We start from the raw sequence: 25766 nt of genomic DNA on the forward strand, positions 1-25766 counted from the left end.
AAAGAAATTATCTTATTTCATCTACAAAATCATGATTTATCCGTAATTTTTAATCAGTTTTAAAATCGCCTGACCCGCATTAGAAGTGATTTGCATATCTGCGTTCATCCGTTCTAAACACCCACTCATACTACGAAGCCCCACACTCAAACCGGCTTGATTGACCAGATCCACATCAAACCCCACGCCATTGTCTTCAACTTCCATTATTAACGCCGAGTTTTCGTAATAAATTCGGATCTGCACCACGGTCGCATGACTATGCTTCACAATATTGGTAGATGCTTCTTCGGCTACACGCTGTAAGGTTAAACATTCCAATGGGGTAACATCCACTTCCCATTTCGCAGGAACTGATCATTTAGCGTGTATATCAAGCTCATCAAATAACTGATTAAAACGGTGCCTAAAGAGTGCCATCTATAACAAAAGGGTTTCAGGCAGTTTGGTGCCTAAACTTGAACCGCTATCAATGATCTGTCGTAAATCATCTCTTAAAATTTTCAACATCGATAAAAATTGTGGATTGGTCAGATCTTTGGCGCTCTGCTCAGCCTATGCCATTAATCGCAATGATCGAGCTGAGCCATCATGTAGGTCATGTGCTATTTGAATACGCTCTTGCAAGCGAGTATTTTCCATTTCTAACTGATAATGATTGTGTAAAATGTGTATTTACTCTCATTTGCTTGCGTGACCAGTGTGGCCAAAGTGCCATTAAATTTTTCAATTCGTCTTACACTTTTAGTCAAGCCTAGTGCAAAAATAATCGCCACACCCAAAGTAGTTTTCGGGGAAGCATATGCTGAAATCAAATTTCCTTCATTACTGACTTTATACGCATAACATAAAATTAAGCTCCTTAGATTGAAGCCCAAGATTCACCTAAATTTCTTTCCTCAAGCTTCAATCTAGCAACATGAACGAAATCAGCACTCTGCATATCATCACCTTGGCCTTGAAATAAATTTTGTCGCTAAGCAACTCAAAACACCATATTTACAAAGACTGTATCGCGGTAGATTCCTGCAGGTGTCGTTGCATTCACTCGTTCTACCAAACGCACAGCAATCACATAGTTATTTTTGCCAGCGCCTTGCTCGGTAGAAACATTCCACAGATTTTCCATCGCACCTGAAACAGTCATCCGTGTTTTGAGCTTAATCGGGCCATTCGTCACAAAACTACTGCCCGAAGTATCCTGCAAATTACGGCTATTAAAGCGTATGCGGTATTTACCTGAACAATCGACACTAAATGAACTCGCCGCTTGACTATTATAGTAATTTGCCAAGCGCATATTGGTTTCACTGATTCGTCCCATTTCACAGCGACTCGGTGCTGCAAATGTCATTGAACTAAATAACGCTGCTGAGATGAGTAAAATACTTTTCATTGGAAATACTCCTTTATTTACACTGCAATGTAATTAATTCAGGAGTTTGGTTTTCTACCTTTTTCGGCACTGTTAATGCTGTTTGGCAAGATCGACCACCACTGGTCCTCACCGTCAACTTGTAGTAGCCTTCAACCAAACCATATAACATCACCGTGCCATCTGAACCCACTGGATAAACATCAGCTTCTGGGTTATCAATTGCAACTTCACTTCCTGCAACAAATTGATGACCTTGTTCATCCAATATTTTGACCAATATTTGTTGTGTATCAAATACTGAAAAATTAATGTTATAACCACGCTGTCTTAATGCGACTAAACGATGTGCAGCATTTGGAACTTTACTTTCGATCGGCAATTGATTTTCATCAAATGAAATATCGTAATTAATATAAGGAACGATATCGTGTACAAAGGCATAGCCTTTTTTATTGGTTTTCGCGACTGGAGACATTGATCGCATGACATCAATATCTTCACGACCACCAACATTCACTAAAGCAAAGGCATTATCGACAAAACTGGTCAATGCGTATTGACCGCCCAACCACACCATAGCACCACGGTAGCCAACCTGGGTTGTTGAATCATTTTCACTATAGAGATAACTTAGGGTTAAATCACCTACATCAGTGGACAAACCACCATAGGCATTTAATACCGTTTCATCATTACGATAATCCACACCGAGCGCATAATTTGCACCATATTCACCAAATGCATTTTGGATGAAACGTACACCGCCGGATTTATTGGTACCTGCATCAGCCTGAATACGCTTACCACCACCAAAATTATAAGAAAATGTAATAAAAGCACCTGAGTCATCGCTATCACCAAATTCTTTAAAATAATTGGCGGTATACATTAAATTCTGTGTAATTTCGCGACTCACACCCACTGTGAGCATTTTGCGATCCTCTAATTCAAATAAAGGATCATTAGATTCATACTGGGTTTGTTCGATATAATTCAGGTTTAAATTTTGAAAAAATGGAAAATTAGCAAAACTTAAATACGCCATATTTTCAAATTTTGGAAAAATATGATTATCTTCATAACCCAATGCCCGATAATCATTTGTAGCATAGCGTGAACTCACACCAAAATTGAGTTTACCGAAATTACGACTGATAGCCAAACCTGCAGAATAGCCATCGTCGTCATCGGTTTTACTGCCTAAAAAAATACTGTCTAAAACAAACCATCGATTGACCGCTTGCGTCCATAGCAGTCCTGCATTTTTTACTTTGTCACTATAGGTAGCACTTGCACCTAAAGTGGTACGACTGGTGACACCTCTACGCCAATAGGCTGAACTAAAAAAATCGCGATAATCGCTATTTTCTTCGTCATAACTGAAGCGTAGTTTCCCTAATGATATGTTGTAATCATTTAAATCTTCTTTAAGCAATTTACTACTAATTAATACCGGGAAGCTTCGAACAGTGGTATTCCCCAATACATCTTGTACAACCATTTGCGCTGTACCGGCACTTTCAATATTGGCACCTGTTTGTAAGTTATAATCTCCAGGTGAAATCTTTTTCTGATAAATATTTACGCCATCAATATATAAATCAACAGTCGAAGGTAAAACCGCACTGCCTTTTAGACTTGGAATATTCCAATACACAAAATCTGGGCGTGACATATAGTCTGTACCAAAACTCAAACCACCAAATCGCACACCATGAATTAATGCACTATATGCAGAGGTCGTATCACCAATAACCAGTTTGGTCGCACTTTTAGAAAAATCAAACTCAAGACTACTATTTAACCTGACGAATTTTTCTTCACGATAATCATCACCTTTATTATTTCGATAAAAGGCATTATTTCTTAAAATCCAATTGTCTTTAAACACGCCCAGTTCAGGTAGCACACCAAAATTATTATGTTGAGTATTATTTTCAAAATGCATTTCATAATTAAGAAATGCACCAAAATTTGCAGGCATCGGCTGGCTGATTAAGGTATCAGTTTCTAGCCCAAAGAAATATTTTGATGGAAGATTAATTTTGACGGCTTGCAATTGAGGATCAAATCCAGACTGAATATCTTGATCCGTTACCAAACAAAATGAATTTTTAGTTGCATGTCGTTTCAGAATTTCTACTTTGATTTGCAGCTTATCAAGATCTGCGCACTCTATATAAAACTTGTTATTTTCAGTCAGTAATAATACTTCGCTCTTGCGGTCTACTTCGTTTACCCAAATACTGGTTGGAAACAAATCATCAGGCATATCAAAGGCTTCTGCATGAGCAGAATTAGCACATAAAATACAATATAGAAGCAATGTAATTCTATTCATAGCCACTACTCAACTAAATTAAACTCCAAAGGAGTGTCACCTTTATCTGTTTCCACAACGACTTTATAATTACTAGCACCTTGTAAAGAAACATTCCCGATGTCGTATTGGTTTTTACCTAATGCCAATAAATATTTCATATCGGAAGATTCAGCGACTGTTTTCTTGCTTTTATCGATGACATAAAGTTTTTGGATTTGAATGTGTGATTTTGCTAAATTTTCAACCTGAATAATGGTGCGACCATTCGATTTTTTGGCAATAAATTTCAAATAAGCGGGTTCTTGTTTACCGACAAAAAATGGCACATTAATACTTAATAACAGTGCAATTTTCGATTCAGAGTTCGTCACTTGTGGTAGCTCAGTATAAAGAATACGCCATGCTTCTTCTTGTTGTAGATTCATACTTTCTACAGATTGAGTAAATCCCACACGAACCATTTGTTTTGAATTTGGTTTTAAAATAAAGTTTTTCGGATTGATAATAATATTGGATTCAGGTGAAAGAATATCTTCGCCTGCAGCATTTTGAGTCCATTTAAATGCTTGAGCTTCAAATATACGTGGTGTCTCATCATCCCCTTTCGATTCCAAAGTAAATGTCGCACTGCGTTGTTTAGATTTATCGGTTAAATATAACTGCACAGGGCTAATTGAAATTCCTGCAAATATTTGAGGACTCAATAAGCAAGCCATTAAACTTAATGAAACGACTTTAAATAAACTTTTCATATACCCACCCCAGTACATTTAAATATTATTATCAATTCAAAATAAAAAGAAGTTGACCCTAACTATGTAGAATCAACTCCCTAAATTTGGATTAGTAAGCTACTTTGATATATAAAGTATCTTTGTATGTACCAGCACGTTGAGTCGCTGAAATTGCAGATTTTGGAGCAACAGATACTGTGAAGTTATCAACACTCATACCAGCTACAGGTGTAGAGCCGATTGGATAATTCACACCACCTTTTGAAGTCGTGATTTTTGTAGCTACTTTATCAGTAGTCGTTTCATGTTTTACAAAAGTATCTGCACTTGTACCTGCATTCAGTGTAGATAAATTCAGTGTATATGGGGTGTTTGTTGTAACTTGAAAGCTACTAGCACCTGTATAACTGTCTTCAACGAGTTTGATGTCTTTACCCACCAAAAGCTCACATGCTTTCAGAATCTGTAACTCGATGTCGATTTCGCCTTCACACGGCGCACCGCCACATTGTTTAGATTCTTTTTTACCACCAGCGATTGCAGATGTTGCTGGAAGTGCTACGAACAATGTTGCAGATAGTACTGCGGTTAAAATTTTAGATGTAGACATTTCACTTCTCCATTCTCATATGAGATTTATTAGTATGTGCATCAAAGGATATTTATTAAGAAAAACTAATTAATATTACTTTCCCTAGGTGCTGATTCATTCTTAATCATGTTGAGAAAAAAAGAACCTAATATGGAAATTTCACACGAATATTCATGTAATATTATTTTTTACAAATATTTAAATTATGTGTTTGTAATATATTAAATATTTTTAATTTTTATATTTTCATTTAATTTTTCTCTTTATCCCAAATTTTGGGGATTTTTTTCATATCCCTATTTTTTGGTATATTATATCTTATTGTTTTTATTAAATTTAGCAACATTAAAAATAATATAGGCTGTTACATATTTCACCAAATATTTGTGAAATAGTTCAAAATAATTTTCAAACAAACCAATACTACGTGAATATTCAACTATATTAATAGTAAAGACCGATTAAATTTAAATTTTAAATAGAATCTCAAATGTATAATCACCACTTTCAGGTATGTCTTTTGAAACGCAATACAAGAATTACGTCACCAAATACTGAGCCTTTGTATTAAATTACAGGTTTTGAAACACGTCTTAGTTTCCAATGTTAAGCTTTTGTAAATCATATTTTCTTTCTTTAAATTTCAGTTTTTTGTTTTTCAAATTTTTAGAATCTCATTTATTACATGAAATATCATGTATGTTAAAATTCAGTCCCTCTCTTTCAACCCTCTTTTTACTTTGATTTTTTATTCAAAATACTGACTACCTCATTTAAAAGTATCTACATTCATCTTTAGAAAATTCTATAAATAAAAAAAGCCCCAAGTTATGGGGCTTTTTAAAATTTAACTTACTCACTGACTGGATAAAGCAATCCTTGATCGACTCGAAAGATTTGACCTGATCCAAAGTCGATCTGCTGCAACTCTCCTTTTAATTTTGGGAAGCCAGCAATTTTTTCCAATTGTGGTGAGCGTTGAAAATTCTTCGTTTTAGGATTGTACATCCAATAAATAAATCGCTTATCTTCTATTTTTCGACCATCAGAGGTATCTGAAAGTACAACATCATAGTATCCATCAAAGTTTACATCTAAGAATCCCATACTATTCCCAAAAGCATTAAAGCCTTGTAATGACTGTAGTACTTTGCCATTTGATTTATTAATCACATCTACGCGTTTTAGAGACTTCCCATAAGGTTGGTCTGCGGATTGCACCCCATAAAACTTAAACAGCAGGATAGGTTTATCTGCAGCTTTAAACGCAGGTTCAAACTGTAGATAACTTGTAGATGGTGGTGCCGTTTGTTCCGTCAGTTCAGCTTTAAACGAGCCTGTATTTGCATTCAATGTACCTGCCAATCGATAAGCTGTTGCAGCACTTTGTTCAGTCACAACATTGACTGAGTTCAAGTCAATAAAATCAACTTTTTGAGTCCCTTTAAAGTTAATTTGTTTGGGCTCTTGTAGATCAGTTAAAGTCCCGTGCGGATTCCATATGCCAGCATACAAATCTAAGAAATAGCGCCCTTCAGTAGAGCGAAGCATCCGCTGCATGGATATCCGGACATCAGGTAAAGGCTTTAACTCAGGCTGTGCTATATCTGCATCTTGTGCAAAACCCACCACAGGTAGACAAAGAGCGAGTAAAAGAGAGAGTTTTGATATTTTCATTGCAATTACACACTCCATACAGCATGAATAATGCCTACTCTATCACAACCTAAATTCAACACAGATGACACAAATATAGGAATTTTGAAACCACCTACAACTCAAATCATCAGATTAAATTGGAGTCGCTTTTAAAGCCCATGTTTCCAAATCTAATAAAATGCATTTCAAACTAATATTAGATTCAACACATAGATCTTTCAGCAATTCAAACTGATCTCTTATGATCAATTACTGGTTTCACAAGCTCTTGCTTTCTTCTAAGATCAATATATGCATTTTTCCTAACATATACTTCAACAAAGGCTTCTTCAGGCAATTTTAATGTATAAATATTGGACGTGTTTGCAATTGGACTCTTTGCCAAAGTTGGTCATTGATATATGCATGTGTTTTTGTAGAAAAGTGATACCCGAATTGAGCATCGCTAATATTTTTTACAATACGTACTTCCTCTTTGTATGCCCATTCCTGCATTTTATAAAGCAAACCATGCTTTATTAAAACTTCTTCATTATCCCAATTTAAAATATTTGAATTTCCTACCGACATTAATTTTTCAACACTTGCCACATTGGCCTGCTTCGGCGCTGTTTTTAAATATCTCAACTCCCCTTTTGTTGAAGGAATAATAAATTGATCACCATCTTCAAGGCCTGCTTTGCATGTGTCTATTCCGATCACGACACCTTTTTTAACTATCCCCATAATGTGGCCAGATGAGTAGATTTAAAGCAGTTCTAGTCAAACTTAAAATCACATATTTTCTAGAAAACTGATTTCGGAATGCCCTACTGCTACCGATGTCGGTACATCCAAATCATAAAAACCAAAACCAGTGCATTCAAATGGGTCATTAAAATTTTCTAAATGTGAAAACCTAGAGATTTTGTTTTTAAAATCGTTAAAGCAGCTTCAAAACTCACATATTTATATAAAATCATTATTCTAACCCACGCTAATATTGGGTTCCTTGTAGCATAAAACTCAAAAGATAATTAAATAAATTCTTTTCTTTGCTTACGATTTTGTTCGCTTTGATCCAAAGTATGAACGAGTACAAAACATTGTTTTGTACGAAGTACAACGAGGCAGCACACTGTTCTGAGTGACGCGTAAGGAATGAAAGTACTACTTTTCTATTTTTAAGGCACGTAACTTTAGATATTAAAAAACCCACTCAAAATGAGTGGGTCTTCGTATTCAAATCAATTGATTCAAGAAATTAGTTTTTCTCTTTATCAACGATTTTGTTCGCTTGGATCCAAGGTACGCAAAAATAGAAAAGTATGCTTTTCTATTTTTAAGGCACGTAACTTTAGATATTAAAAAACCCACTCAAAATGAGTGGGTCTTCATATTCAAATCAATTGATTCAAGAAATTAGTTTTTCTCTTTATCAACGATTTTGTTCGCTTGGATCCAAGGCATCATCGCACGTAACTTGTTACCAGTTACTTCGATACCATGCGCCGCGTTTTGACGACGACGAGCAGTCATAGAAGGATAGTTCAACGCACCTTCTTGGATGAACATCTTCGCGTATTCACCAGATTGAATACGTTTAAGCGCATTACGCATAGCTTCACGAGACTGTTCGTTGATTACTTCAACACCAGTTACGTATTCGCCATATTCAGCATTGTTTGATACTGAGTAGTTCATGTCCGCGATACCGCCTTCGAACATTAAGTCAACGATCAATTTAAGTTCGTGTAGACATTCGAAGTAAGCCATTTCTGGTGCATAACCAGCTTCAACAAGAGTTTCGAAGCCCATTTTAACCAATTCAACAGCACCACCACAAAGAACTGCTTGCTCACCGAAAAGGTCAGTTTCAGTTTCTTCACGGAATGAAGTTTCGATAATACCAGTACGGCCACCACCAACACCTGAAGCGTAAGAAAGCGCAACGTTACGTGCATTACCAGAAGCATCTTGGTGAACAGCGATAAGATCAGGTACACCTGAACCACGTTGGAATTCTGAACGTACAGTATGACCAGGCGCTTTTGGAGCAACCATGATTACGTCAAGGTCAGCACGTGGAACAACTTGGTTATAAAGAACAGAGAAACCATGAGCAAATGCTAGCGTTGCACCTTGCTTGATGTTTGGCTCAATTACGTCACGGTATAGTTGTGATTGGAACTCATCTGGAGTCAAAATCATAACTAAGTCAGCTTGAGCTACAGCAGCAGGAACTTCTGAAACTTTAAGACCAGCATTTTCAGCTTTTTTCCAAGAAGTAGAACCAGCACGTAGACCTACAGTTACATCAACGCCTGAATCCTTAAGGTTAAGCGCATGAGCATGGCCTTGTGAACCATAACCAATGATTGCTACTTTTTTGCCTTGGATGATAGATAAGTCTGTGTCTTTATCGTAAAAAATTTGCATTGCTGTCTCCGCTAAAATGCTTTTGTTTCCTTTAACTTGATAACGTGATTCTGTTTGATTATTCACGTTTCAAGTACCTCACCCATAGGAGTGAGGTGAAAATATAAAATTAGATAGTTAAAACTTTTTCGCCACGTGCGATACCTGAAACACCTGAACGTACAACTTCTAGAATTGTATTTTCAGCTAAGGCATCAATAAAACCATCTATCTTTTCAGTTGTACCTGCGATTTGAATGGTATATGTCGTTGGTGTTACGTCTACGATTTGTCCACGGAAAATATCCGCAGTACGTTTAATTTCTGCGCGCGCTGAACCAAGTGCTTTGACTTTAATTAACATCAATTCACGTTCAATATGAGCACCTTCAGACAAATCAACAACTTTAACAACTTCGACAAGCTTGTTGAGTTGTTTGGTGATTTGTTCAATTTTATGCTCATCGCCATACGTGGTTAAAGTCAAACGCGAAAGCGTCGGATCTTCTGTTGGCGCTACGTTTAATGTCTCAATGTTATAACCACGCTGAGAGAATAAACCTACCAAACGTGAAAGCGCACCTGCTTCGTTTTCTACAAGTACAGAGATAATATGTCTCATTGTGTGCGCTCTCCTTTGCCTAACCACATATCTTTCATTGACTGGCCAGCAACCAACATTGGATATACATGCTCTGAACGGTCAACCATCACGTTAATAAACACGCACTTGTCATTGATCGCCATCGCTTCAGCAAGCTTTGACTCGAGTTCATCTGCATGGTCAATTTGAATACCTACATGACCATACGCCTCCATTAATTTAGGGAAGTCTGGAAGTGACTCAACATACGAGCTTGAGTGACGACCTTCGTAGTTCATGTCTTGCCATTGCTTAACCATACCTAATGCACGGTTATTCAAGCATAGAATTTTTACATTCAAGCCATATTGCTTACATGTAGATAGTTCTTGGATACACATCTGAATCGATGCTTCGCCAGTAATACACACTACTTGTTGATCTGGGAAGGCAAGTTTAGCTGCCATAGCATATGGCAAACCTACACCCATGGTTCCTAGACCACCTGAGTTGATCCATTGACGTGGACGTGTGTATTTGTAGTAAAGCGCACCAAACATTTGGTGTTGACCAACGTCTGAAGTAATGATGGCTTGACTATTGGTAATTTTATCCAACGCTTCAACAACTTGCTGTGGCTTCATCGAACCATCAGTTGGTTTGTCATAGTTCAAACCATGAACTTGGCGCCATTCATTGATTTGTTTCCACCAAGCCCCGATATCTTCAGGATTTGGTTTCGACACATTCAATTGTTTTAATTGCGCCAACATTTCAGTCAATACAGGCTCTACTGCACCCACAATTGGGATGTGCGCCATAATTGTTTTTGAAATCGTTGCTGGGTCAATATCAATATGAATGACTTTTGCATTTGGACAGAATTTCGCTGGATTATTGGTTACACGGTCATCGAAGCGCGCGCCTACACACAGAATCACATCTGCATTGTGCATGGTCATATTGGCTTCATAAGTACCATGCATACCCAACATACCAATGAACTGTTCATCATTGCCTGGATACGCACCAAGACCCATTAAGGTACTGGTTACTGGATAACCCAATAAATGTGCAAGTTCTGTCAACTGTGCAGAAGCGTTGCCTTGAACCACACCACCGCCTGAATAAATAATTGGGCGTTTAGCATGAATCAATTCATCAATTGCTTTACGAATTTGACCAGAGTGACCACGATGCGGCGGTTGATACGAACGCATTTTCACTTTTTCAGGATATTCGTAAGCAAATTTCTCTGCAGGATTCGTCGCATCCTTTGGAATATCAACAACAACAGGACCGGGACGGCCACTTGAAGCGATATAAAATGCCTTCTTAATAATCGAAGGGATTTCGCTTGCATGACGTACTTGGAAGCTGTGTTTTACGATTGGGCGCGAAATACCGACCATATCCGTTTCTTGGAACGCATCCTCACCGATAAGATGGCTTGCAACCTGACCTGACAAAATCACCATTGGGATTGAGTCCATATAGGCAGTTGCAATTGGAGTTACGGTATTTGTTGCACCAGGACCAGATGTCACCAATACGACACCTGTTTTACCTGTGACACGTGAGTAAGCATCAGCCATATGACCAGCAGCTTGCTCGTGGCGCACTAGGTAATGATTGATTTTTTCTTGTTGAAATAGCGCATCATAAATATGCAGTACTGCGCCGCCTGGGTATCCAAAAACATGTTCAACGCCTTCGTCCGCTAAAGCGCGAACAAGCATTTCACCACCAGATAAAAGTTCCAACGTGATTCACCCTAATCTTTTTTCACGCACAAATGGAGGGCATTTGTCGTGGTTAATTCATTAACTGTGTGCTCTGTTATAGCACACAAATTTCATAGTTTTCATAGCAATAAGAAAAAAATCTGACCTGCTTGCTGTTTGAGCAATATGGGGTCTAAAACATGTTGGGATAAACATATTTTGTTGGCTTTGTTCAACCTCTCGGCTAGAGAAGAAGTCCATTGCTAAAATGCACTCATTCGAAGGGTGATCGATCTAAGGCATATAAAACTAAAGACAGCATTTTTGTAGTTTCAACCATTAAAGTCAAGTTTAAAAATGGGCTTTTTTCTGATTACTTACAGACCGTTTGTTTTTTAAGCACACTCCCGTTCTTTGCATTCTTTGTAGTTTGTTTATTTATAACCAGTTAGCATGTATTTAATAAAATACTTTTATAAATCTAATAAATAAATTAAATGAATGTGAGTTTTTAATTCAATTGCCTTCATTGAAGTTGCTGCATAGGTTAAATGATAAGAATCCAATATTTTTATTGCTTATAAATCCCCCAATTCATCATTCACAAAGTTATTCATCCCACCCGATGCCCCTTTTATCCTTTGTGCTAAAAAATGCATAGATTCTACTGTCAAAAAAGCGCAAAATTTTCAGCATAATTTTGCATGATCACTATAACTTTGGGACTGAATTTATGATGAAGACGATGATTGCACGAACTGCATGTATTTTATCTAGCATGGCGTTTTGCCTGACCAGTTTGGACCTTTCAGCGAAAGAATATTACAAGTGGGTGGATGCAAAAGGTTCAACGCATTACACCACCACGCCACCGCCAAAAAATGCGCAGCGTAAAGGTAAAGTGTATACCTATGGTGCAACAACGACTACGCAATCAACTCCAGCAAAAAACCAAGAAGAGGTTTCACGTGAAGCCGAACAGTCGAATGAACAAAATGAGCAACTAGCGGAACAACAACGCGAAGCCAATGCAGCGCTCCGCCAAGGTCAAGCCGTAGCCTCCGCACCACAATAATTTACGCCAAAGCCTTCAATTTTGACTTAAATTATTTACATCTACACAGCATCGCAAAATTCACTCTAGGCGTATTTTGCGCTATGCTGTAGCACAAACTTTTTAACCGTTATTTCTATTTACGTTTATGACTACTCACATTGACCCTGAATATCAAGCCAGTGCGATTGAACCTACAGTCCAACAAGACTGGGAAAATCGCAAAGCCTTTAAAGTTGCCGACCAAGTAGAAGGACCACGTCGTTATATCCTCTCTATGTTCCCTTATCCAAGTGGCAAACTGCATATGGGTCATGTGCGTAACTATACGATTGGTGACGTGATCAGCCGTTTCCACCGCTTACAAGGTGAAACTGTGCTACAGCCCATGGGTTGGGATGCTTTCGGTTTGCCTGCTGAAAACGCGGCAATTGCCCATCAAGTCGCTCCTGCAAAATGGACTTTTGAAAACATTGATTACATGCGTAATCAGCTTAAAAAGTTAGGTCTTTCTGTAGATTGGGATCGTGAATTTGCAACTTGCACACCTGAATACTACCGCTGGGAACAATGGTTATTCGTACAGCTTTATAAAAAAGGTTTAATTTACCGTAAGCTTTCAACAGTGAACTGGGACCCAGTAGACCAAACTGTTTTAGCAAACGAACAAGTTGAAAATGGTCGTGGCTGGCGTTCTGGTGCATTGGTCGAAAAACGTGATATTCCAATGTACTACTTCCGCATCACTGACTATGCGCAAGAATTACTTGACGATTTAGAAACATTAAAAGACGGCTGGCCACAGCAAGTTTTAACCATGCAACGTAACTGGATTGGTCGCTCACAGGGTATGGAAATTACCTTCCCTTCAGCGAATCCAAATGTTTATGCAGATGGTTTAACTGTATTTACCACTCGTGCTGACACACTCATGGGTGTGACTTATGTTGCGGTTGCAGCAGAACATCCGATGGCACTTAAAGCTGCGGAAAGCAATCCTGAGCTTGCTGCATTTATCGAAGAGTGCCGTATGGGTTCTGTTGCTGAAGCAGACCTTGCGACTGCTGAAAAGAAAGGCATGGCAACAGGTTTGTCAGTTAAGCACCCAGTTACAGGTGAAGAAGTTCCTGTTTGGATCGCAAACTACGTCTTGATGTCTTACGGTTCAGGTGCGGTGATGGCAGTGCCTTCACACGATGAACGTGACTTCGAATTTGCCAACAAATATGGCTTAACCATCAAGCAAGTGATTGATGCCAAAGGTGCAGACGATGCAGACTTTGACGCAACCACTTGGCAAGAATGGTACGGTTCTAAAGAAGGCAAACTGGTGAATTCAGGCGAATTTGACGGTTTAGATTTCCAAGGCGCATTCGATGCATTCCTTGCAAAACTTGAGCCTCAAAAGCTTGCAAATGTAAAAGTTCAATTCCGTTTACGTGACTGGGGTGTTTCTCGTCAGCGTTATTGGGGTTGTCCAATTCCTATGATCAACTGTGAAAAATGTGGTCAGGTTCCAGTACCTGAAGAACAACTTCCAGTTGTATTGCCAACGGACGTGGTTCCAGACGGTTCAGGCAATCCACTCAACAAAATGCCTGAGTTCTATGAAACCACTTGCCCATGCTGTGGTGGCGATGCTCGTCGTGAAACAGATACTTTGGATACCTTTGTAGAATCATCTTGGTACTATGCACGCTATGCATCTCCAGATTTCACTGACGGTATGGTGAAACCTGAAGCGGGTCAAACTTGGTTACCTGTGAACCAATACATCGGTGGTGTTGAACACGCAATTCTTCATTTACTTTATGCACGCTTCTTCCACAAATTGATGCGTGATGAAGGTGTGGTACAAGGCAACGAACCATTCACTAACTTGCTTACTCAAGGTATGGTGCTTGCGGATACTTACTACCGTGAAGCTGATTCAGGTAAGAAGACTTGGTTTAACCCTGCTGACATCGATTTAGAACGTGATGAAAAAGGCCGTATCATTTCTGCGAAATATCAAGGTGATGGTCAAGATGTCGTGGTTGGCGGTCAAGAAAAAATGTCGAAATCGAAAAACAACGGTATCGACCCGCAAGCGATTATTGATCAATACGGCGCAGATACTGCACGTGTATTCATGATGTTCGCAGCTCCACCAGATCAATCACTAGAATGGTCTGACGCAGGTGTTGAAGGTGCAAACCGTTTCTTAAAACGTGTATGGCGCCTAGCATCTGGTTTCCTTGAACAAGGCAACTCTGCTGCAAACATCGACAAAGCGACACTATCTACCGCTGCACAAGACTTGCGTCGTAAAACACACGAAACCATTCAAAAAGTGGGTGATGACATTGCACGTCGTCACGCCTTCAACACCGCAATTGCTGCGATGATGGAACTTTTGAATGCAAACAATAAGTTTGAAGCCAAAGATGACAATGACGTTGCCGTTGCACGTGAATCAATCATTACCCTTCTAACTTTACTTGCTCCTTTTGCACCACATTTAAGCCAAACCTTATTGGCTGAGTTTGGTATCGAATTAACATCAGCACGCTTCCCTGCGGTAGATGAATCTGCGCTGACTCGCAATACACAAACGATTGTAGTGCAAGTGAACGGCAAACTTCGTGGCAAATTAGAAGTGTCTGTCGATGCCTCTAAAGATGACATTTTGGCACAAGCAAAAGCATTACCTGAAGTTCAACAATTCTTGACTGGTCCAACCAAGAAAGAAATTGTTGTGCCAAATAAACTTGTGAACTTGGTGGTTTAATTTAATCCCCCTAAATCCCCCTTTATAAAAGGGGGACTTCCCGCTCCCAACAAAAAATCGGATCTCCTCCCTTTTTTAAAGGGAGGTCGGGAGGGATTAAAAAACAATTCCCAAACAAAGCCCGTTGCGAGTCAACGGGCTTTGACTTTACAATCCACACAGGATTTCAACATTATCCCTTCGGGAAACAGAGGACACTTTATGCACTTGGTTCAACGTGTTGCTGCAATTGTATTAACTATGGGCCTGAGCGCAGGCATGGTCGGTTGTGGTTTTCATTTAAAAGGCACCAACCCTGCTGCTGTACCTGTAGCCTATTCCAATATGCGATTGGCACTTCCTGAAGATACGGATGACTTACATGAAAAGTTAGCGATTTATTTAGGTTCTGCAGGCGTGCAATTGAGCAATAATCAAAATGCCTATGTCTTACATGTGTTGGATTACACTCCACGACGTTTAGAACTCAATGGTAAATTGGTTGAAACTTTACTGCGCTTGAATGTGACGTTCCAAATTGAAGATGCTCAAGGTAACCCTGTGACAGAACCACGTACATTGATGGCAACACGTAGCTACCAATACGACGTAGCAACCGTGAACACCGATGACCAAGAAGAAAAATATTTAAAACAAGTGATTATTGATGACATTGCACAACAGATCGTGCGCCAAATTTCATCAAACCGCTTACCGAAAGCAAACCCACTAACTGCACCGACCAAAGCTGAGTAATTTTGATTTATGAAACTTGACTATCTTCAGGCATTAAAACGTGTAGATGAAGCGCAAGGTGCCTGGGTGCTGCATGGTCAAGAGCCATTACTTGAACAAAATCTCCTCGATGCATTTCGTAAGAGTTGGAACACTCGAGAAGTCGAGCGTCAACGGTATGACATTAGCTCTGCTGCTGATTGGAAAAATGTCTTTAATGCTTTAAATAGCTTGTCATTATTTTCCAGTCAACTGGCAATTGAGGCACATGGCAGCATTAAACCCGATGCCAATGGACTAAAATTGTTAAAAAGCTATTTGCAGCAAAATGAAAGTAACTTGCTGCTCGTGGTCATGCCGAAGCAAGACAGTGCGAGTTTAAAGACCAGTTTTTTCCAAACCATTGATGCCAATGGAGTCAATGTTGCACTGACTGCAAACTACCCTAAAGATCGTCAGCAAATTTTGGCCGTTGAAGCACAAAAGCTTGGCATTCAACTCGCCAATGATGCTTGGCAATGGCTAGAACAGCATCATGAGCACAATTTACTGGCGGCAAAAAATAGTTTAATGCGTGTCGCAGATACTTTTCCTGAAGCAGAGATGATCCAGATAGATCATCTGTACTCTTGCTTACAAGATCAGTCACGCTACACCACCTATGATTTAAATGATGCCATGCTGCAAGGCAATTTGGCGCAATCAATTAAAATTTTTCAATACTTAATCGCTTCAGGCGAGCCGATGTCGCTGATTTTATGGAGTATCAGTAAGGAAATGCGTTTGCTGATGCAACTGTTTGAGCAGCCACAAAATGCCTTGCAAATCGGTATTTGGAAAACCAAAGTCGGGCTGTATCAACAAGCGTTACGCCGTTTAAATGCGAACGATTTTTTGACTTGGCCTGCCCTATTACTTCGTTTAGACGCGTCAATAAAAGGTTTAGGTCATGAAAATCCTGAGCACTTGGTACAACAAGCTATTGCCAGCTTGTGTGGGCGCAGACTCTTCTAGTCTAATAAAATGCTGTAATAACTTGCATTCCAGTATAAAAGAATAATTATCATTACTATTTGTTCAAAAAGTTCACAATTTATCCGTATTTAAATCTTATAATTCATTCATCTTTATAAACTTTTAACTGCCAATCATGCCAAAAATAAAACCAGCAAAATTGATCGTAGCCATCATCGTTGCTTTGGCAATCGCTGTCACTGCATGGCATTTCCTAAAACCTAAAGAAACTCAGCCGCAATATATTACTGCTGAAGTGAGTCGTGGTGACATTGAAAACTCTGTGCTTGCAACAGGTGTACTTGAAGCAACCAAAATGGTGAGTGTTGGTGCACAGGTTTCTGGTCAGGTGAAAAAGATGTATGTGCAACTCGGTGATGAAGTGAAACAAGGTCAGCTGATTGCCCGTATTGACTCGGTACGTCAGGAAAATGATTTAAAAACTGCAGAAGCCAGCATCAAAAACCAACAAGCGCAATTGGCAGTTAAACAAGCAAATCTTGCAAAAGTCCAAGCTGAATATAATCGTCAACAAGCAATGTACGCTCAAGACGCGACTAGTCGTGCAGAACTTGAATCTGCGCTAGCAAGTTATAAAACTGCGCAAGCTGATATTGCAGCCATTAATGCACAAATCGAACAATCACGTTTAACTTTAGCGACTGCAAAAGAAGACTTAGGCTATACACAAATTGTTGCACCTATGGATGGAACCATCGTGGCGATTGTGACTGAAGAAGGTCAAACCGTAAATGCCAACCAAAGTGCGCCAACCATTGTGAAATTGGCAAAACTCGACACCATGACCATTAAGGCGGAAATTTCTGAAGCCGATGTGATGAAAGTCCAAGAAGGTCAAAACGTCTATTTTACAACCTTGGGCGACAGTGAAACAAAACACTATGCTACCCTGCGCCAAGTTGAACCTGCGCCAAACTCAATTAACACCGAAAGTAACAACAACACCTCTTCGTCTTCAAGTACTGCGGTTTACTACAATGCGTTATTTGATGTCCCAAATGAAGACGGTAAATTGCGTATTGATATGACTGCTCAGGTGTATATCATTTTAGATGAAGCCAAGAATGTCTTGACTGTACCTGCCGCAGCCGTTCAAACCTCGAACCGCCCACAACGTAGCCGTAATAATGCATCTGCAAATGGTCAATCTGCTGATAAAAATGCCATCGCAGAAGGTAGATCGAACAAAGACAATCCAAACCGTCCTAAACGTTTAGAACTGACTGAAGCTGAAAAAGCATTGGTCAAACAAGGTAAAGCCAGCGTTGCGATGGTTCGTGTACTACAAGCCGATGGTTCAGCTCAACCACAACAGGTATTACTCGGTTTAAATAACCGTGTGACCGCACAAGTGATCCGTGGCTTAAAACAAGGTGACAAAGTCGTGATTGCCGACGGTTCAGATACCTCTAATGATTCAGCGAAACGCAGCAACCGTGGTGGTGCTGGCGGCCCAATGAGAATGTAATGATGAGTCAAAATCAGACGCCTCTACTTGAGGTCAAGAATCTGACTCGTGAATTCCCTGCTGGTGAAAGCACAGTCCAGATTCTAAAAGGGGTCAATCTTGAGATTTACCCAGGTGAACTGGTGGCGATTGTAGGTCAGTCCGGTTCTGGTAAATCTACCCTCATGAACATTTTAGGTTGCCTAGATAAACCCACAAATGGCAGCTACAAAGTCAAAGGGCGTGAAACTCGTGAACTTGAACCAGATGAACTGGCACAGTTACGCCGTGAATATTTTGGCTTTATTTTCCAGCGCTATCACTTACTCGGTGATTTGAATGCTGCAGGTAACGTTGAAGTTCCCGCAATCTATGCCGGTGCAGATGCAACCGAACGCAATGCACGTGCCAAGCAACTACTAACCGATCTTGGACTGGGTGAAAAAACCCAAAACCGTCCGAGCCAACTCTCGGGTGGTCAGCAACAACGTGTATCGATTGCGCGTGCCCTCATGAATGGTGGCGATGTTATTCTTGCCGATGAACCCACCGGTGCATTGGATAAGAATAGTGGTATTGAAGTGATGCGGATTTTGCGCGAACTCAATGCCAAAGGTCATACCATTATTTTGGTCACGCACGACCATAATGTTGCAAAAAATGCGACTCGAATTATTGAAATTTCTGACGGTAATATCATCTCAGATCAGCCCAATGTACCTGAAACAGATGATGAACCTTTAGAAAAACAACAACTCGTTCCAAACACACAGAAAAAAACCTCGAGCTGGCGCTCAGCCGTTGACCGTTTAGGTGAAGCTTTCCGTATGGCGATTTTAGCCATGAATGCTCACCGTATGCGAACATTTTTAACCATGCTCGGGATCATTATTGGTATCGCTTCTGTGGTTTCTGTTGTGGCTCTTGGGAATGGTTCGCAAAAGCAGATTTTAGAAAATATCAGTAGTTTAGGTACCAATACCATCACGGTGTATCAAGGTCGTGGATTTGGTGATAACTCAAGATCATCGCAAGTAAAAACATTGGTTCCAGCCGATGCGACGGCCCTTGCGGAACAACCTTATGTCGATGGCGTTAGTCCTTCAGTCAATTCATCTGTTACAGCACGTTTTAAAGACATAGAAGCGTCAACCACAGTAAATGGCGTGAGTGAAGATTTCTTCTATGTCAAAGGAATGAACTTCGCTTCGGGTCAACCTTTTGATAAAGAAAGCGTGACTGAGCAAGCGCAAGATGTGGTGATTGATAGTAATACTAAAAATACCTTCTTTGCAGATGGCACCAACCCTGTGGGTCAAGTGATTTTATTAGGCAGTGTGCCGAGCCGTATCATTGGCGTGATCGAAGAACAAAAAAGCATGATGGGTAACTCAGATAGCCTGAATGTGTATTTGCCCTATTCAACGGTTATGAGTCGTATGCTGGGGCAGTCGAACGTACGTAGCATCATTGTTCGAGTAAAAGATGAATACCCAAGTGCTGCGGCTGAGAACGCCATATTAAACTTGTTAGTGCAACGTCATGGCGCGCAAGATGTCTTTACACAAAACTCCGATAGTATCCGTGAAACCATTCAACAAACTACTCAAACGATGACCTTGTTAGTTTCTGCAATTGCGGTGATTTCATTGATCGTCGGTGGTATTGGGGTCATGAACATTATGTTGGTTTCTGTGACGGAGCGTACTCAAGAAATTGGTGTACGTATGGCTGTGGGTGCCCGTCAAAGTGACATTTTACAGCAGTTCCTGATTGAGGCGGTGTTGGTATGTATCTTAGGCGGGGTGCTTGGGGTTTTATTATCTTTAGGTATTGGACAATTGATTAGTCATTTTGCCGGTGGAACATTCCAAATGGCCTATTCAACGACGTCTATCGTAGCTGCATTTGTCTGCTCAAGTATGATTGGTATTGTGTTTGGCTTTATTCCTGCACGTAATGCCGCACAGCTTAACCCTGTCGATGCGCTTTCTCGCGAATAAGGAAATAATGATGCAAATGACCTTAAGTAAACTTGCAAGTGCCTTCATTCTCGGAAGTAGCTTAGTCGGCTGTGCCGCTGTGGTTAAGACGCCGTATGAAGCCCCTGCAACACAAATCCCGACGCAATTTCAAAATGCGAAAGCCATGAGTCAGCAAGTTCATGCAGATACTTATGCTGACCAATGGTGGACATTGTTTAATGATGCTGAATTGAACCAGTTGGTGAATCAAGTTTTAGCTGCCAATACAGACCTTGCTGTTGCAGGTATTAATTTACAGCAAGCTCGACTAAAAGCTGGTTTGGCTGAGAATCAGCAAGGGCCACGCGTGAGTTCAAGTGTTTCAACTGGGCATAACTTTAACCTTAACTCAGGTGATGACTCATCAAAAGGTGTATCACTCAGTGGTGGCGTCAGTTATGAAGTAGATTTATTTGGTCGTTTGGCTAGCCAGACTGAGGCCGCAAAATGGGAAGCTTTAGCAACTGAACAAGACCTGCAAGCCACTGCCCAAAGTTTGATTGCAACAACAGCAAACCTATATTGGCAACTTGGCTATTTAAATGAGCGCTACAGTATTGCGCAGCAAAATTTGGCCAGTACGCAAAAAACCTATGACTTGGTCAAGGTGCAATATAAAGCCGGTGCTGTGTCAGGTTTAGATCTAACGCAAGCCGAGCAATCGGTGCAAAGTCAAAAAGCGACCTTAAGCCAAATTGCCCAACAAAAAGTAGAAACTCGGACTGCATTGGCTGTGTTATTGCATCAACCTGTGCAACAACTGAATATTTCAGAGCCGCAGCGTTTACCTCGAATTGCATTACCGACGATTGCAGCAGGTTTACCTGCCGAGTTGTTGTCTCGCCGTCCAGATTTACAAGCGAGCGAATTAAGATTGCGTAAAGCTTTGGCAAATAAAGATGCAACGAAAGCGAGTTACTACCCTTCGATTAGTTTGACTGGCAGTTTAGGCTCGAGTAGTACCTCTTTGAGTAATTTATTGCAAAATCCTGCTTTGGCATTGGGTGCAAGTTTAAGTTTACCGTTCTTGCAATATAACGATATGAAAAAGGACTTGGCGATTAGTGACTTAGACTATGAAAAAGCCATTATTCAATATCGTCAGACCTTGTATCAGGCTTTTGCCGATGTGGAAAATGCACTATCCAATCGTACTGAGTTAAGCCAACAAGTTGCATTACAAGAACGTAATTTACAGCTTGCAGAAAAGACCGAGCGTTTGACTGAAGTGCGTTATCGTCATGGTGCGATTGCCTTAAAAAACTTGCTTGATGCACAGGAGACCACGCGTAATGCACGACTGTCTTTGGTTCAAACTAAGCAGAGTCAATACAATGCTTATGTAACTTTGATGCAGGCGTTGGGTGGTAGTCCGATTAAGCAATTACCTTAAGTTATAGATAAAAAGCCCTGAAGGGCTTTTTATTTCAATATTTATTTAAACTAATTATACTTTTCAAAATATTATCTATGCAAACCCCAATAAGCCACAGCATAAAAAAATAATCCCGCCAAACTCATCATCACAATACATCCCACACTTAGAAGTATAATTTCAACTAAGGTAAATTGTATTGGTGGCAGTTTACGTTTATTTTTCATCGAATCATAAGGGTCATTTTCAGCAACAGCACACTCTTGTTCTATATATTCAGGCCAAATAGGAACTTTTGAAAAGATTAAACCCAACCGTCTTAGAAAGAATAACGGGAAAGCGAATAGCATTTCGTAAAACAACACTACTAAATCCTTCTTATTATTACGCTGATTCGTCTCCCATTCCTCATGGTTAAAAGCCAAATATAAACGTTCTAATGTTTCTTTTGCTGTTTCCTTTCTATTATAAATATCGAAGTATTCTGAAATCTCATGATCTACAGTCTTTAAGTCATCTGTATCCATATAGATTTTTAAAAATGCCAACTTATTCTCAGCGATATCATTAATATAAGATCTATATCGAAATAAAATAATTTCTTCTTGAACTATACCCTTTTCATCGACAACACTTGCTCGAATTTCCCTTTCAAAGCCTATATGGAACCCCATTTCTGAAAATCTTAAAGTATCCCAATCGAGCTCAATAATTTTTCCCCTATAAGGAGAAAAAGCATAAACTTTTCGATTTTTTCTATTCAAGCGGATAGGATAATATGTTTTTCCAAATAAATCGGTTTTACCACCCATCGTATAAAAATTATAAATTAAATAAGAAAAAAAAATAGATAAAAGACAAAATGCTATTGCTATTGCATATTCTTTATCTATTATTGTTAAAAACAAAGTATAAAGAGTACCTACAAAACCAAATAAAAGTACAAAAAATGCAGGTAAAAATAATGCCGTTGGCATACCTCGAATATCATCCCAACTATCAAGCAATTCAAGATAAGTTGAATTTATACGTATGATATTACGATGAGCAAAAGGTTGAATATTTTCCGAATTCTCTAATTTAAATTCTCTTATTCTCGTTTGAAAATTCTTATTTCGCACATTAATTTCAAAAGGTTTACCTATAGTATTTAAAGCACATTGATAATCATTTTTTAGCATTTTAACTACCTACTGAGTTTTTAAAGGCTTGCTCATCACCACCTAGCGACCAACCTGCACTTTCAACTCCCCACAATGATTTTGCAATGTACTCTTTCATCACATTATTTTTTTGAAACTCAATCCATTGTGAAATACCATATAAAATCGGTAAAGTAATTAACCCCCACCATCCCCCAGTTAAACCTAACCGCAAATAGTTTGCTCCACGAACAAATAAGCTTGTACTCCAAAAAATCATACTAGCATTACCCAAATAACTAAAAGCTAACACATAATTATTATGTTTGCTTGCATTGATCCCTTTATAAACTTCAATCCCACTTAGAATTAATGCTGCTCCATAAAGACCGTATCTCATGATACGCTGTTGTACTTCAAGCAGTCTTTTTGATCTCGCATCACTACCTATAAGTTTTATTTTTGCATCTAATTTACGACTAAACACATCTGCAATGTTACCTACAGTAGCACTTAATGCAGCAGCTAATTCAAATTGTGTTTGTGCACTTCCTGTTGTTTTTTCTATTGCTCCAAGAAGGGTTACAAATTGTAAATTAAAAGCAAATACACCAAAACCAAAACCTGTACCCGTTCTTGCATAAACTGCCTTTTTAGTAGCTTCTCCCTTATTAATATCATCTTGCGCTTTTATAATTTCTCCTTGAGTATTTCGAACCACATCATCACCTGTGATTAAACTCCCTGATCGATCTTTAAATAATACCACTTTTATTCTAACATTTTTTTCTCCATATTTATAAAAATCTGTATTTGAAATAAAAATACCCTGAATCAAGTTTTGTATATTCGCTATATATGACAAATTTAATGCTTTCTTAGCATTTCTTTTACTTTGATTATTTTTAGAGACTAAATCAGAATAATCAATATTAAAATCTTTGATAATTTTCTGTGTTACTTGTTTGAGCGTACCTTCATACTCACTACCTATGAGCAACTTATCTGAGAATGTTTCAAGTGATTTCATTGCAACTGTTTTATTAAATGTTCTTTTTGCCTGCCCATTAATTACTCTTGATGCACACCCTCCAATTTGCTCACTTAGTAAATTATTTAGGCTATTTAATCTTTCTGACAAATGATTAAGTTGAGTATTAGCACCATTTAATATTTTCAAACCAGATTCATCAATCAATTGAGATGTCGCAAATGCCACACCTGTCATTTGATAAGTATTTAATGTCCCTGAAGCCGCTATAACCTTTGATTGAATATTCTTAGAATCATAGGTCATTAGACGAAATAGATAGTTTTTTCCATTACTGAAATCACTTTCATCTAGCAATTTAGAATAATACTCTGAAACAATTTTAAAAGTATCAGACTCACCTATTATTCGAGAACAAATTTCTAAAAAATTAGTCGCAGAAAATTTAGTTTCATGATCAAAACTGTATTCCATATATTTAAATAAAATATCGGACTTTAAAAAACTTAAATATTTCTCAATTAATGGCAATAAATTATTATTAACATAATTTTCATTTTGCATATTTAATAATTCAAGCCACTGAATCATTTCCTCTTCTTTATAATAACTAGAAAATGATTTACTAAAAAAACCATTCTTGTACCAAGCATCTTCAAATTCTTTCTTGACATTTTTATTAAGATTTTCGATTTCTTTTAACGTATAATCATAGTATCTATTTTCATATTGAATCGTAATTTGTCTATTAACTTCATAACCTTCTTGCTCAAGAGACGAAAGTCTACCCATTTCCTCAGAAATTACTTTTCTGTCATACTGAGTTTTTATATCACTTAGTTCCTCAGTAAATATTTTTCCCTGTACATTAGCTTTCAAGGTTAAAATATTCGTCATAGCTTGAAACTTTTTTTTATCTAGATCTGAAGTAAATAAATTTTTCTTATATTCAATTATATTTAACAGATCCTCAATCATTCCGATTGGATCATTCAAAACAATTAGTCGATCTTCTTTAATTATGTCATACAACTCCTCTGTTCCTTCAATTGGAATGGGATTATCATCTTTATCAAATATTACTTTCCCTTTCTCATCCCTTTGATATGCTTGTAGATATATAGGATTATTTGCATAATGTGGATGCGAATATTTAATTTTAGAAAATTTATTAACAAAATCTTTCTCCCACGCAACTAATTTGGAAGAGTCTTTTAAATTCTCTACATTCTCTAATATATCCCACTCTTTTATATTCAAAAAATTATTTGAACCCTTTTTTATATCTATTAATGGCATTATAATATCACGATTATTTTTTTCTTTTTTTATATTTTCAAGTGTTTTAGGTGAAAGTTGATGCCTAGCAAACATCATATTAATTTTACTATTTTCTTCTATATTAACAAAAAGATCCAACCCTAATGCATTAGTAATATTTATTTCCTTAGTAGTTTTTTCACTTTGAAAACATTGATATGTAGATGGTTTAAATTCATTTATTTCATCTTTATCGACAGCTGTAATAAAACCTGTTTCATTAACTTGATATACATGAAAATCAACATCATTATAATGATCAAACTTCCATGAATCTGAATAGGCGTAAACATATCCTTCACTTAAACGCCTCAAAATATAAGTAAGTCCATTTGGTAACTGAGGTAAAGACTTTATAAGATAATCTGGTGGTCCAAAAGGATTGTCAACAGTTTGATCATCTATAGCTATTGCTATACGTACAGGGACAAACATACTTGTTCTTTGACATGTAGCACAATTAGGATTATCTTTTAAATCTTTACTATAAATATTATCCATTAA

General features: G+C 38.4%; 19 protein-coding genes. 7 read left to right on the forward strand and 12 right to left on the reverse strand.

What is annotated here, in order from left to right; all coding sequences use genetic code 11:
- Window positions 1–36 precede the first annotated feature (36 nt).
- The 10 genes from FTU34_RS04920 to FTU34_RS04965 form a co-directional block, all read right to left on the reverse strand.
- Window positions 37–336, reverse strand: coding sequence for an ATP-binding protein (locus tag FTU34_RS04920; protein ID WP_180034886.1), 300 nt, complete (start codon window positions 334–336; stop codon window positions 37–39).
- A gap of 649 nt (window positions 337–985) precedes the next feature.
- Window positions 986–1396, reverse strand: coding sequence for a hypothetical protein (locus FTU34_RS04925; protein WP_180007213.1), 411 nt, complete (start codon window positions 1394–1396; stop codon window positions 986–988).
- 13 nt (window positions 1397–1409) lie between these two features.
- Window positions 1410–3719, reverse strand: a complete 2310-nt coding sequence (locus tag FTU34_RS04930; protein WP_180034887.1) for a fimbria/pilus outer membrane usher protein — start codon at window positions 3717–3719, stop codon at window positions 1410–1412.
- Between the two features lie 5 nt (window positions 3720–3724).
- On the reverse strand, window positions 3725–4453 hold the full coding sequence (locus FTU34_RS04935; RefSeq protein ID WP_180034888.1) for a molecular chaperone: 729 nt from the start codon (window positions 4451–4453) through the stop codon (window positions 3725–3727).
- Between the two features lie 91 nt (window positions 4454–4544).
- The gene (locus FTU34_RS04940; protein WP_180034889.1) at window positions 4545–5045 is read right to left on the reverse strand and encodes a hypothetical protein; all 501 of its coding nucleotides are present in this window, start codon (window positions 5043–5045) and stop codon (window positions 4545–4547) included.
- Between the two features lie 834 nt (window positions 5046–5879).
- Window positions 5880–6704, reverse strand: a complete 825-nt coding sequence (locus FTU34_RS04945; protein WP_257226224.1) for a hypothetical protein — start codon at window positions 6702–6704, stop codon at window positions 5880–5882.
- A gap of 321 nt (window positions 6705–7025) precedes the next feature.
- Entirely contained in the window at window positions 7026–7412 is a 387-nt protein-coding gene (locus FTU34_RS04950) for a hypothetical protein (RefSeq protein ID WP_180034891.1), read from the reverse strand.
- A 675-nt stretch (window positions 7413–8087) separates the two neighbouring features.
- Window positions 8088–9104, reverse strand: coding sequence for a ketol-acid reductoisomerase (gene ilvC, locus FTU34_RS04955; RefSeq protein ID WP_078192867.1), 1017 nt, complete (start codon window positions 9102–9104; stop codon window positions 8088–8090).
- Between the two features lie 109 nt (window positions 9105–9213).
- Window positions 9214–9705: an acetolactate synthase small subunit gene (gene ilvN / locus FTU34_RS04960; RefSeq protein ID WP_078189625.1), complete on the reverse strand. Its 492-nt coding sequence runs from the start codon at window positions 9703–9705 to the stop codon at window positions 9214–9216.
- The gene (locus tag FTU34_RS04965; protein WP_078192673.1) at window positions 9702–11429 is read right to left on the reverse strand and encodes an acetolactate synthase 3 large subunit; all 1728 of its coding nucleotides are present in this window, start codon (window positions 11427–11429) and stop codon (window positions 9702–9704) included. Before FTU34_RS04965 ends, ilvN begins: the two co-directional genes overlap by 4 nt.
- Before the next feature lie 694 nt (window positions 11430–12123).
- Between FTU34_RS04965 and FTU34_RS04970 the strand changes: the two genes are divergently transcribed.
- The 7 genes from FTU34_RS04970 to FTU34_RS05000 all read left to right on the forward strand — a co-directional run bounded on the left by FTU34_RS04970 (window position 12124) and on the right by FTU34_RS05000 (window position 21827).
- Window positions 12124–12465, forward strand: coding sequence for a DUF4124 domain-containing protein (locus tag FTU34_RS04970; RefSeq protein WP_257226226.1), 342 nt, complete (start codon window positions 12124–12126; stop codon window positions 12463–12465).
- A gap of 127 nt (window positions 12466–12592) precedes the next feature.
- The gene (gene leuS, locus FTU34_RS04975; RefSeq protein WP_180034892.1) at window positions 12593–15214 is read left to right on the forward strand and encodes a leucine--tRNA ligase; all 2622 of its coding nucleotides are present in this window, start codon (window positions 12593–12595) and stop codon (window positions 15212–15214) included.
- Between the two features lie 201 nt (window positions 15215–15415).
- Window positions 15416–15949: an LPS assembly lipoprotein LptE gene (gene lptE / locus FTU34_RS04980; RefSeq protein WP_078192675.1), complete on the forward strand. Its 534-nt coding sequence runs from the start codon at window positions 15416–15418 to the stop codon at window positions 15947–15949.
- Between the two features lie 9 nt (window positions 15950–15958).
- Window positions 15959–16942 (forward strand): DNA polymerase III subunit delta, encoded by a 984-nt coding sequence (gene holA / locus FTU34_RS04985; RefSeq protein ID WP_180034893.1) that lies wholly within the window; start codon window positions 15959–15961, stop codon window positions 16940–16942.
- A 136-nt stretch (window positions 16943–17078) separates the two neighbouring features.
- Window positions 17079–18431: a MacA family efflux pump subunit gene (locus tag FTU34_RS04990; RefSeq protein WP_180034894.1), complete on the forward strand. Its 1353-nt coding sequence runs from the start codon at window positions 17079–17081 to the stop codon at window positions 18429–18431.
- Window positions 18432–18433: 2 nt separating this feature from the next.
- Window positions 18434–20413, forward strand: coding sequence for a MacB family efflux pump subunit (locus tag FTU34_RS04995; protein ID WP_180034895.1), 1980 nt, complete (start codon window positions 18434–18436; stop codon window positions 20411–20413).
- Between the two features lie 10 nt (window positions 20414–20423).
- Window positions 20424–21827 carry an efflux transporter outer membrane subunit gene (locus FTU34_RS05000; RefSeq protein WP_180034896.1) on the forward strand — a complete coding sequence of 468 codons (1404 nt, stop codon included), beginning with the start codon at window positions 20424–20426 and terminating at the stop codon, window positions 21825–21827.
- A 71-nt stretch (window positions 21828–21898) separates the two neighbouring features.
- Here FTU34_RS05000 and FTU34_RS05005 read toward each other — a convergent pair whose 3' ends face one another.
- Both FTU34_RS05005 and FTU34_RS05010 read right to left on the reverse strand, forming a co-directional pair.
- Window positions 21899–22990 (reverse strand): DUF6708 domain-containing protein, encoded by a 1092-nt coding sequence (locus FTU34_RS05005; protein ID WP_180034897.1) that lies wholly within the window; start codon window positions 22988–22990, stop codon window positions 21899–21901.
- Between the two features lies 1 nt (window position 22991).
- Window positions 22992–25763, reverse strand: a complete 2772-nt coding sequence (locus FTU34_RS05010; RefSeq protein ID WP_180034898.1) for a T6SS effector BTH_I2691 family protein — start codon at window positions 25761–25763, stop codon at window positions 22992–22994.
- Between the last annotated feature and the right edge of the window lie 3 nt (window positions 25764–25766).

It is taken from the genome of Acinetobacter sp. YH12094 (assembly GCF_013419295.1).
GTDB classification, from domain to species: Bacteria; Pseudomonadota; Gammaproteobacteria; order Pseudomonadales; family Moraxellaceae; genus Acinetobacter; species Acinetobacter amyesii.

Bases quoted from the DNA above. Each gene is read 5' to 3' on its own strand.
- ilvC (WP_078192867.1), bottom strand. From the start codon at position 9,104: ATGCAAATTTTTTACGATAAAGACACAGACTTATCTATCATCCAAGGC.
- FTU34_RS05005 (WP_180034897.1), bottom strand. From the start codon at position 22,990: ATGCTAAAAAATGATTATCAATGTGCTTTAAATACTATAGGTAAACCT.
- leuS (WP_180034892.1), top strand. From the start codon at position 12,593: ATGACTACTCACATTGACCCTGAATATCAAGCCAGTGCGATTGAACCT.
- ilvN (WP_078189625.1), bottom strand. From the start codon at position 9,705: ATGAGACATATTATCTCTGTACTTGTAGAAAACGAAGCAGGTGCGCTT.
- FTU34_RS04925 (WP_180007213.1), bottom strand. From the start codon at position 1,396: ATGAAAAGTATTTTACTCATCTCAGCAGCGTTATTTAGTTCAATGACA.
- FTU34_RS04990 (WP_180034894.1), top strand. From the start codon at position 17,079: ATGCCAAAAATAAAACCAGCAAAATTGATCGTAGCCATCATCGTTGCT.
- FTU34_RS04940 (WP_180034889.1), bottom strand. From the start codon at position 5,045: ATGTCTACATCTAAAATTTTAACCGCAGTACTATCTGCAACATTGTTC.
- FTU34_RS04945 (WP_257226224.1), bottom strand. From the start codon at position 6,704: ATGAAAATATCAAAACTCTCTCTTTTACTCGCTCTTTGTCTACCTGTG.
- FTU34_RS04950 (WP_180034891.1), bottom strand. From the start codon at position 7,412: ATGGGGATAGTTAAAAAAGGTGTCGTGATCGGAATAGACACATGCAAA.
- FTU34_RS04970 (WP_257226226.1), top strand. From the start codon at position 12,124: ATGATGAAGACGATGATTGCACGAACTGCATGTATTTTATCTAGCATG.
- holA (WP_180034893.1), top strand. From the start codon at position 15,959: ATGAAACTTGACTATCTTCAGGCATTAAAACGTGTAGATGAAGCGCAA.
- lptE (WP_078192675.1), top strand. From the start codon at position 15,416: ATGCACTTGGTTCAACGTGTTGCTGCAATTGTATTAACTATGGGCCTG.
- FTU34_RS04935 (WP_180034888.1), bottom strand. From the start codon at position 4,453: ATGAAAAGTTTATTTAAAGTCGTTTCATTAAGTTTAATGGCTTGCTTA.
- FTU34_RS04995 (WP_180034895.1), top strand. From the start codon at position 18,434: ATGAGTCAAAATCAGACGCCTCTACTTGAGGTCAAGAATCTGACTCGT.
- FTU34_RS04930 (WP_180034887.1), bottom strand. From the start codon at position 3,719: ATGAATAGAATTACATTGCTTCTATATTGTATTTTATGTGCTAATTCT.
- FTU34_RS05010 (WP_180034898.1), bottom strand. From the start codon at position 25,763: ATGGATAATATTTATAGTAAAGATTTAAAAGATAATCCTAATTGTGCT.
- FTU34_RS05000 (WP_180034896.1), top strand. From the start codon at position 20,424: ATGCAAATGACCTTAAGTAAACTTGCAAGTGCCTTCATTCTCGGAAGT.